Annotated in this window: 5 protein-coding genes; 2 read left to right on the forward strand and 3 right to left on the reverse strand. The window is 75.3% G+C overall.

Annotated features, from left to right (window positions below; genetic code table 11):
• Positions 1-28: 28 nt before the first annotated feature.
• Genes ACIO92_RS26625 through ACIO92_RS26635 form a run of 3 tightly spaced genes read right to left on the reverse strand, consistent with a single transcriptional unit; the run spans position 29 to position 5,929 of the window.
• Entirely contained in the window at positions 29-3,049 is a 3,021-nt protein-coding gene (locus tag ACIO92_RS26625; RefSeq protein WP_402283024.1) for a CHAT domain-containing protein, read from the reverse strand.
• A gap of 1 nt (position 3,050) precedes the next feature.
• Positions 3,051-4,535 carry a hypothetical protein gene (locus tag ACIO92_RS26630; RefSeq protein WP_402283022.1) on the reverse strand — a complete coding sequence of 495 codons (1,485 nt, stop codon included), beginning with the start codon at positions 4,533-4,535 and terminating at the stop codon, positions 3,051-3,053.
• Positions 4,535-5,929 carry a hypothetical protein gene (locus ACIO92_RS26635; protein ID WP_402283020.1) on the reverse strand — a complete coding sequence of 465 codons (1,395 nt, stop codon included), beginning with the start codon at positions 5,927-5,929 and terminating at the stop codon, positions 4,535-4,537. The genes ACIO92_RS26630 and ACIO92_RS26635 overlap by 1 nt, the downstream gene beginning before the upstream one ends.
• A 115-nt stretch (positions 5,930-6,044) precedes the next feature.
• Between ACIO92_RS26635 and ACIO92_RS26640 the strand changes: the two genes are divergently transcribed.
• Together ACIO92_RS26640 and ACIO92_RS26645 are read left to right on the forward strand one after the other, a co-directional pair.
• On the forward strand, positions 6,045-6,497 hold the full coding sequence (locus ACIO92_RS26640; RefSeq protein ID WP_366443441.1) for a hypothetical protein: 453 nt from the start codon (positions 6,045-6,047) through the stop codon (positions 6,495-6,497).
• Positions 6,498-6,531: 34 nt separating this feature from the next.
• The gene (locus ACIO92_RS26645; RefSeq protein ID WP_366443442.1) at positions 6,532-6,957 is read left to right on the forward strand and encodes a hypothetical protein; all 426 of its coding nucleotides are present in this window, start codon (positions 6,532-6,534) and stop codon (positions 6,955-6,957) included.
• The last annotated feature ends 532 nt before the right edge of the window (positions 6,958-7,489 follow it).

Below are 7,489 nucleotides of genomic sequence, written 5' to 3' on the forward strand. Positions count from 1 at the left end.
GGACCGGCACTCCGCCCGCCCGGCCCCCTCAGACGACGATGCAGGTCAGCGCCGCCCACAGCAGGGGAGAGTCAGCGATCCGGCCTTCGGCGCGCCAGCGGTCGAGCCGCTCGCGCTGCCAGGCGCACAGCCCGTCCACCGGGTCGGGGCCCTCATGGGCGGTGTCGACGGCGACGACCGCCTCCGACAGCGGCCGGACGGACTCCGGCACACCCGCCAGGTGATGGAAGGCGAAACTGGTCGGCAGCGGCCAGCGGGTGGCGGTCACCAGGTCCGCGCCGTTGTGGAGCATCGCCGTGGCGAGCCCGAACGACTCCGCGAACCGCAGGTCACCGCCGCTCTCGCAGCCGATCAGGGCGACCCTGGGCGGCGCGGGCCAGATCAGCGCCCCCGGTTCGCCGTCGCCGCGCAGGGGGAGCGTCCCCAGCAGGAGGTCCTTGGCGGACAGCGGCCGATGGGCACGGACCGGCTCGGTCAGACCGGCCGTCCCCGGACCGCAGCACAGATGGAGGGTGCCGTCCTCGCTCTGGCCGCCCTCGACCGGAGCGCCACTGACATGACCGACGTACAGCAGCCGCCGCGGGCCCGCGCGCAGCACACCGCTCAGCCACTCCCGGTCCAGGTCGGTGCGCCGGAACGCCTCCGCCGCAGTGGCGGGAGACGGCGCCACCGGGCCCGTGTCGAGATGTCTCCGGACCAGCGCGAGCAGTTCCGGGTCCGAGCCGGGCGGCCCCAGCACCGAGCCGAGCGCCGAGTCGGCCCGGAAGCCGGGCACACGCGGGTCGAGCACGAGCACCACCGGGCCGGGCACCTCCGCCGGGGGCCCGGCGGTCATCCGGTCGGGAGCCGGTGCCGGACGTCCGGCGGCCGTCCGGTCGGCACCCGGTGCCGGACCACCGGTGTCCCCCCGGGCGCTGTCCGCCGCCGGAGGAGCGAAGGCCGTCGCCCGGCCGTCGCCCTTCGCCGCACCCCCGACCGCGCTCCGGCGCCGCAAGGACGTCGGCGCGGTGGTCACCACGTCCGCCAGGTCCAGGAGCCGCACGTCCGTGTCGTCCACGGCGAGCAGCTCCCACGGGACCTGGGCGGTACGAGGGGACGGCTGGATCCGTATCAGCGGGCGGCCCGCACGGGTCGCCACCCGCCGGATCTGCTCGGTCAGGCCCTCCGGCCACAGCACCCCGCCCAGCGCCCGCGCGAGCCGCCGCTCGGCGCCGCGCCCGGCGAACGCGCCCGCTCCGAAAGCACGCCGGATCCCCGCCTCCCCCTCGCCCGAACCAGGCAGGGCTTCACTCAACTCGCCCACCAACCGCTCGACTTCGACGGCGGGCGCGTATCCGGTGCCGAACCCCCGGGCGCCTCCGGCCCACGTCCAGGTCATGAACAGATCGCCCGCGTCGGCGAGCCGGACCTGGACCACCGGCCGCCCGGTCAGCGCCTCGGTGTCCCAGAACGGAACCTCCGCCTCGGCCACGATCCGCCGCTCGTAACGGAATTCGGCCGCCGCGATGTACTCCTGGAGCGCCACCCGGCCGGACTCCGCCGACATCCGCACCTTCGGCGGCGGCCCGACGCGCAGCCCGACGGAGGCGGCGGCCTCCGCGGCGACACCCCCGAGCGCCACGGCCCCGCCTTCGCCGTACGTCTTCGTCGCGGGGTCGGGGAAGACCGGCGCGCCGCTGGACCCGGCAGCCCCCGGACGGCCTCCGAGCGACAGCGCCGCGCCCGCGCAGCGGTGCTCCACCAGCTCGAAGAGGAGCCCCTGGTCCTGACGGCGCACGGCGAGACGGAAGACCAACCGCATCGCCTCGTCGGCCAGTTCCAGCCACTGGCCGCGCGCATGGGCCGTGACGAAGTCGTGGCGGGCCGCGGCGAGCGTCAGCGCGGCGGGGAGAGCCAGGGAGAGCGCGGTGTCCACGGACATCCGCTCGTGGTCGCCGTGGTCCGCCCGGTTCAGATCGTCCTCAAGGGCCCGTGCGAGCAGCAGGTCCACCTGCGCGCACCGCTCGTGGATCCGCCGGACCTGATAGACGTCCCGGGCCTCCTGGGCCAGCCGCCGCATCTCCTCGATGTCGCCCCGCACATAGGCGTGCTGGGCGCCGAGCGACATGCTGTCGGCGGCGGCCACCGAGGCGCCGAGCCGGGTGAACCGGTCCAGGCTCGCCGCCATCAGGTCCCGCGCCCCCGTGGCGTCACCGCGCAGACCGGCGAGGTGACTGCGGGCCTGCTCACAGACCGCCAGGTCCCCGAACCGACGCTGCCCCTCGAAGAGGATGGACGCCTCCCTGAACAGCTCCTCCGCGCGGTCCGGTTCGCCCCGCCCCCAGGCGAGGAACGCGCGGTGCGTGAGCAGCACCTGACGCTCACCGCTGTCGCCCAGGGCCAGAAAGCCGTCCTCCGCCCGCGCGAAGTAGTCCTCGGCGGGGTCGTACCGCCCGGTCGCGGAGCAGATCGCGCCCAGTGCGGTCAGCAGCCGCGGGACCGCCTCCGCCGCACTGTCCGGAGTGACGGACAGGAGGAGCACGCCGTGTTCCTCGGCCGCTCCCCACTCGCCGCGTGCCATCAGCAGGAGCACCCGGTCGAGGCCGATCTCGGCGGCGCGCAGCCCGTCGGGGTCCGTGAACTCGGGCAGGACGGCCGCCGCTTCGTCGAGACGGGCCAAGGCCTCGTCCGGGCGTCCCGTCGCGCTCAGTACGGCGGATCCGGCGATCAGCGTCCGTAGCAGGATCTCCAGCCACAGCTGACGCCCCCGTGGCCCCATCGGCTCCGCCGCGACACTGTCGAGGAGCGCGCGGGACCGCTCGTTGGCCTCTTCCGCGCGGGGCAGGTCCGAGGCGGAGAGGAGGACGCTCGTGAGGTCGGCGAGCAGATGCGCCCGAAGGAACCGCACATCGGGAGAGTCGTCCAAGGACCCCGCGAAATCGAGGAGTTGCTCGTAGACGGCGTACGCGGCCCCGAACTCGGCGGCCATGTGGTGCCCGTGGGCCTCGGCGAGACCGCTGTCGAACGGCTCCCCGTACAGACTCGTCTGCGCTCCGGTCGCGTCCGTCATCTCAGTGGTCCTCCCCACCGGCGGTGGCCGCGAGGATCTCGGCGAGGAAGGGCGCTGCCACGCCGTCGAGGGCTCCGCTCCGCACGGCCCCCGCCGCCCCGCCGCGTACCCCGTCCTCCACGGGCAGTGCCGCGGCGGCGAGGCGCCGCCGCGCCAGGGCGCGGACGGCGGCCCGCCCGGCGCTCGCCGCCGGACCGGCACCAGGGTCGAAACCGGGCAGCAGGACGCCGACTCGGACGTGCGGCGGGGCCGGGCCCGCGCCGGACGGACCGGCGCCCAGGTCCACCTCCGCCCGGCCGGTCCACAGGTCGTCCCGCCGGGCGAGGGGCACCCGCAGCGGGCCGCCGCCGTTCACCGCGATCTCCGCGACGAGAGGCACACCGGTGACCGGAGCCGCGACGTGCGCGACGGCCTCGATCTCGACCAGCCGCCGCGCGCCGACCGCACGTGCGGTCCAGGACACCGCCTCCTCCGAGGCGTCGACGAGACCGGGCGGGTAGCGGCACCAGTCGTTGGTCCCGTACCCCCGGGCGATCACCCGGCCGCCGGAGAGCGCCGGAGCGCCCGCCGCGAGGGCGTAGCCGGACCGGCGCGCGAACAGCGCGCCGAGGTCGGCCGGAGCGCCCGTACGCCCCTGGTCATGCCCCCGCTCCAAGGCCGAACGCAGCTCGCGCAGTTCTGTCCCGTCCAGCCCGGCACAGTCCGCCGCGTCCACGATCAGCCGTAGCACCCCGTCCAGGTGACGTGCCGTGTCCGTCGTCCGGGGCTCCGCACGCCACCACTGGAGCAACGGGCCGAGAGCACCCGGATGCGCCCCGATCAACTCGGCCGCGCAGTCGTCCGGTTGATCACCCCCGTCGTCGAACAGCTGCTGGCAGCGATGGGTGAGGGCCGCCGACTCCAGTGCGAGCAGGCCCGGTTCGAGCACCGCGACGCCGTCCCCGTACGAGGCGGGCCACCAGCGGGCCGCCCAGTGCGCGAGACCGAGCCGGGCGGCGGCGCCCGCGAGGGCGGAGGACTCCGCCGGGACGCGTACGCCCGGCGCCCTCTTCCCCGGGGCATCGGCGTCATGGATGCCGTTCCCGGCCACGGCGCCTCGCGCACCGGCTCCGGGCGAACCCCCGTGCCCACCCGCCGGGCCGTAAGGAGCGCTCCCCGCCCGTACGGCGTGCACGGCTGCGGCGACGCGCTCGCCGTAGAGCGCCCACAGCCACTGCTGCGCCCGCACCGGATCATGGATCTCGGCCACCGGCGGCCCCGGCGCCCCGAGGACGGGCCGGACGAGGACCGCCCCGGCGACATCGAGCACGGCCTGAGCGAACTCCGGAGCGGCGACCCTCTCATCGGGACGGCCCCCGCCGGAGCCGAAGCCCGACCCGAACCCGGCCCCTGCATCGGTGTCGGTACCGGGGTGGGGATCGGGAGCGACCAGGACCATGCCGTCCTCGTCCAGGCCGACGCGGACGTCCGTCCCGGCCCCGGCCATCACGCGCCCCCCTGCCCGGACGGCTCCACCACGGCCGGAGGCGTCTCCGTCAGGGCGCGCAGTGCCGACCGGACCCGGGCGCGATGGTCCATCATCACCGAGCGGGCGACCCCGTCGAGCACGGCCCAGGCCGAGGCCAGGTCCGTCAGCGGCGCGCCGCGCACGTCCCGCCCGTGCAGCCGTACCCACAGCCGCCGCATGTAGGCGGCCCACGGGGTGCGGAGGTCGTGAGCCAGGGCCTCCAGGGCGCCGCCGTCCGGGTCGGGCCGGGGCGAGACGGTCATCCTGCGGGCGCGCAGCACCGAAGCCTCCCGCCGCCAGCGGCTGTTGACGGCCCGGTGCGCCGTGGTGCGGCCCGCCGGGGACGTTCCTGTGCCCAGCGGATCGAGGCCGACCGCGAGACGCCCGCCGAGGACGGCGGCGACACGCAGGCTCTCGTCGCGGAGACCGAGCGGAGCACAACTGCGCCCGGCCTCCCGGGCGACGAGCTCCGGCACCGTCGGCAGCTCCTCACGCCGGGACGAGGCATGGAGGACGACGAAGAGCCGCTCGAAGAGCGTCCGGTCGAGGGGCGCGGGCAGCGTCGCGGTCGACGCGCCCCGGCCGACCTCGGGCCGAGGCGGCACCGGGAGGGCGGTGAGCCCCAGGGGCGCCGGTGGCCCCCCGGCGCCCCACACCTCGTCCGTCCGCGCCCACAGGGCCCGGCCGAACAGCCCGCCGTGCCCCGCGTCGACCATGGCGGCGTACGCCGGTGAGCCGTCGGGCGCGGCGCAGGCGTCCAGAGCCTCGGCGGCCAGCGCGACCGCGACGGCCGTCTCGGTGCCGGACACGACCGTACGGCCGTCCCGTGCGGCACCCTTGCGCCCTTGCCAGGCGACGGCCAGTTCCGCTTCGAGCCGGTCCCGCCGGTCGACGTCCGCGAGGTGCTCCCGGAGCGCTTCCACGGTGCGCCCGCCGCCCGCGTCCGCCACCTCCGCGACGACGGCCCCGGCCCTGTCCTCAGCGTCGTCCGGGGGAGTCCCGTACTCGACGGCCAGCTCGAAGCATCGCTGGAAATACAGGTCCTGGGGGTTCCCCGCCACGACTCCCCGCGCCCGGCGGGCCTTCTTGAGCAGCGTGAACCAGCCCGCCGTGGCCACGAGGAGCGGCGCGGACTCCCGGACCAGGGCGTCGAGGCGAGCGGCCTCCTCCGGTACGAGGAAGTCCGCCGCGAGTCCCGGCCGCAGCGCGGGCCTGACGACCAGCGGCAGCACGATCAGCTTGACGGTCCTGGTCAAGGGGGCCCCGCCGGGGCCGCTCAGCGGTTCGAGCCCCGGCCCCAGGGCCCGCCAGGCACGGTCGATGACCATGGCACGGGACCGGGGCCCTCCGGTCGGCTGGCTCGGCGACGACATGCGGGGAGCGTACGTCGTGTCCGAGCGGGCGGGCGAACCTGGGATCGGTAGGCGCCCCGGACCGCCTAGCGTCCGTCTCGCGTACCGCACGGGCTCACCACAAGGAGAAGCGGCCATGGGAATCTTCGGGAAGCGTCGCCGGAACCACGCGGAGCGGACAGCCGGGATCGTCGACGGGGTGGCGAGCGGCAAGGGCTTCTACGGCCGAGCCACGCGCGCGTTCCTCGGTCAGGAGGACTTCGCCAGGGTCCAGCAGTCGATCGGCGCGTACCGCTCCGGCGACGAGGTCCAGCGCCTGCTCGCGGCGGGAGTGCCGACCGTGCCCGCGGTCGTCGTGTCGCTCGCGGACACCGGACAGCTCGTCAACTTCGACCCCGTCGTCGATCTGGTCCTCCAACTGTCCGGCAGCGACGTCCCCGTCGCGGTCCGGACCGTCGTCTCCAAGCTGCGGATCCCGCGCCCCGGCGACCCGGTGTTCCTGATCGCCGACCCCGCCCGGCCGGGCGGCTACCTCTACGCGGGGGACGGCGTGGCCCGTGGCCTGCCCCCCGAGACCCCGCACCACTGAGGTGCCCGGCCACGACGGCCCCCGGTGGACGCGGGTGTCACGGGTCGGCCCCGGGGGCGCGGCCTTCCTGTACGGCAGCGCCGCGACGCTGTGCCTGTGCGGACCGCTCACCCTGGGCGCGGTCCTCGTCGCCGGTCCGGAACTCCTGCTCATGGGCATCGTCTTCACGGTGGTCCTGCTGCCCCTCGGCCTGGCGCTCGGAGGTCACACCGCCGCCGAGCGCGAAGCCGGCCGACGGCTCGACGCCCAGGGGATTCCGGCGACCGCCGAAGTCACCGGGCTGACCGCGTGGGAGGACGGAGAGGACTCCGGCGCGGACGTCGGCCTGCGGATCAGCGGGCCGGGGTTCCCGCCGTTCGAGACGACCTGGCGCCGCTCCTCCCCCTGCTCCCTGCGCGTCGGCCTGCGGCTCCCGGCCGTCGTCGACCCGCCCCACGCCACGTACCGCGTGGAGATCTGACGGGCCGCCCCGCGGACGTCCGGCACCGGCTCCCGGCCACGCCCTCAGGGGCCGGAGCCCCGCTCTCGCGCTACCGCTGACCGCCCGGCCTTGCGTCGAACGGACGGCTCCGCCCTTTCGGCCACCTTCCCATAATTCACTCCCGGGATTCTGGAGAGCTTCGGTTCTCGCTGCCGACGGGAGGTCACCTCCTTTCGCAGGGAAGGGAACACGGAGCGAAATCGGCAACCTTGGAAGCAGCGATAGAAGACCGGGGGAGGGGAGAGCGGATGGGCACGGGAAAGAGAATTGCCCTGGCTTCCTGATGGAACGGAAGCCAGGGCTATTTGCGCTGTTTCAGTGGTACGGCCGGGGAAGGGGGGCTGTTATCTCGCTGCTTCGATGCGTTCGGGGGTGTCGGGGATGTGTGCGGCCGGGGTTTCGGTGCTGGTGGCTCCGGTCTTGCCGCGGAGGCCGAAGGCGCTGATGAACGCGGCGACGAGGGCGGCGATCAGGGGGACGACGAGGGCGGCCTGGTAGCCGTCGAGGAGGG

Source organism: Streptomyces sp. NPDC087215, assembly GCF_044744885.1.
In the GTDB taxonomy this organism is placed as follows: Bacteria; Actinomycetota; Actinomycetes; order Streptomycetales; family Streptomycetaceae; genus Streptomyces.

Coding starts and splice junctions, on each gene's coding strand:
- ACIO92_RS26630 (WP_402283022.1), bottom strand. CDS start 4,535: ATGGCCGGGGCCGGGACGGACGTCCGCGTCGGCCTGGACGAGGACGGC.
- ACIO92_RS26640 (WP_366443441.1), top strand. CDS start 6,045: ATGGGAATCTTCGGGAAGCGTCGCCGGAACCACGCGGAGCGGACAGCC.
- ACIO92_RS26635 (WP_402283020.1), bottom strand. CDS start 5,929: ATGTCGTCGCCGAGCCAGCCGACCGGAGGGCCCCGGTCCCGTGCCATG.
- ACIO92_RS26625 (WP_402283024.1), bottom strand. CDS start 3,049: ATGACGGACGCGACCGGAGCGCAGACGAGTCTGTACGGGGAGCCGTTC.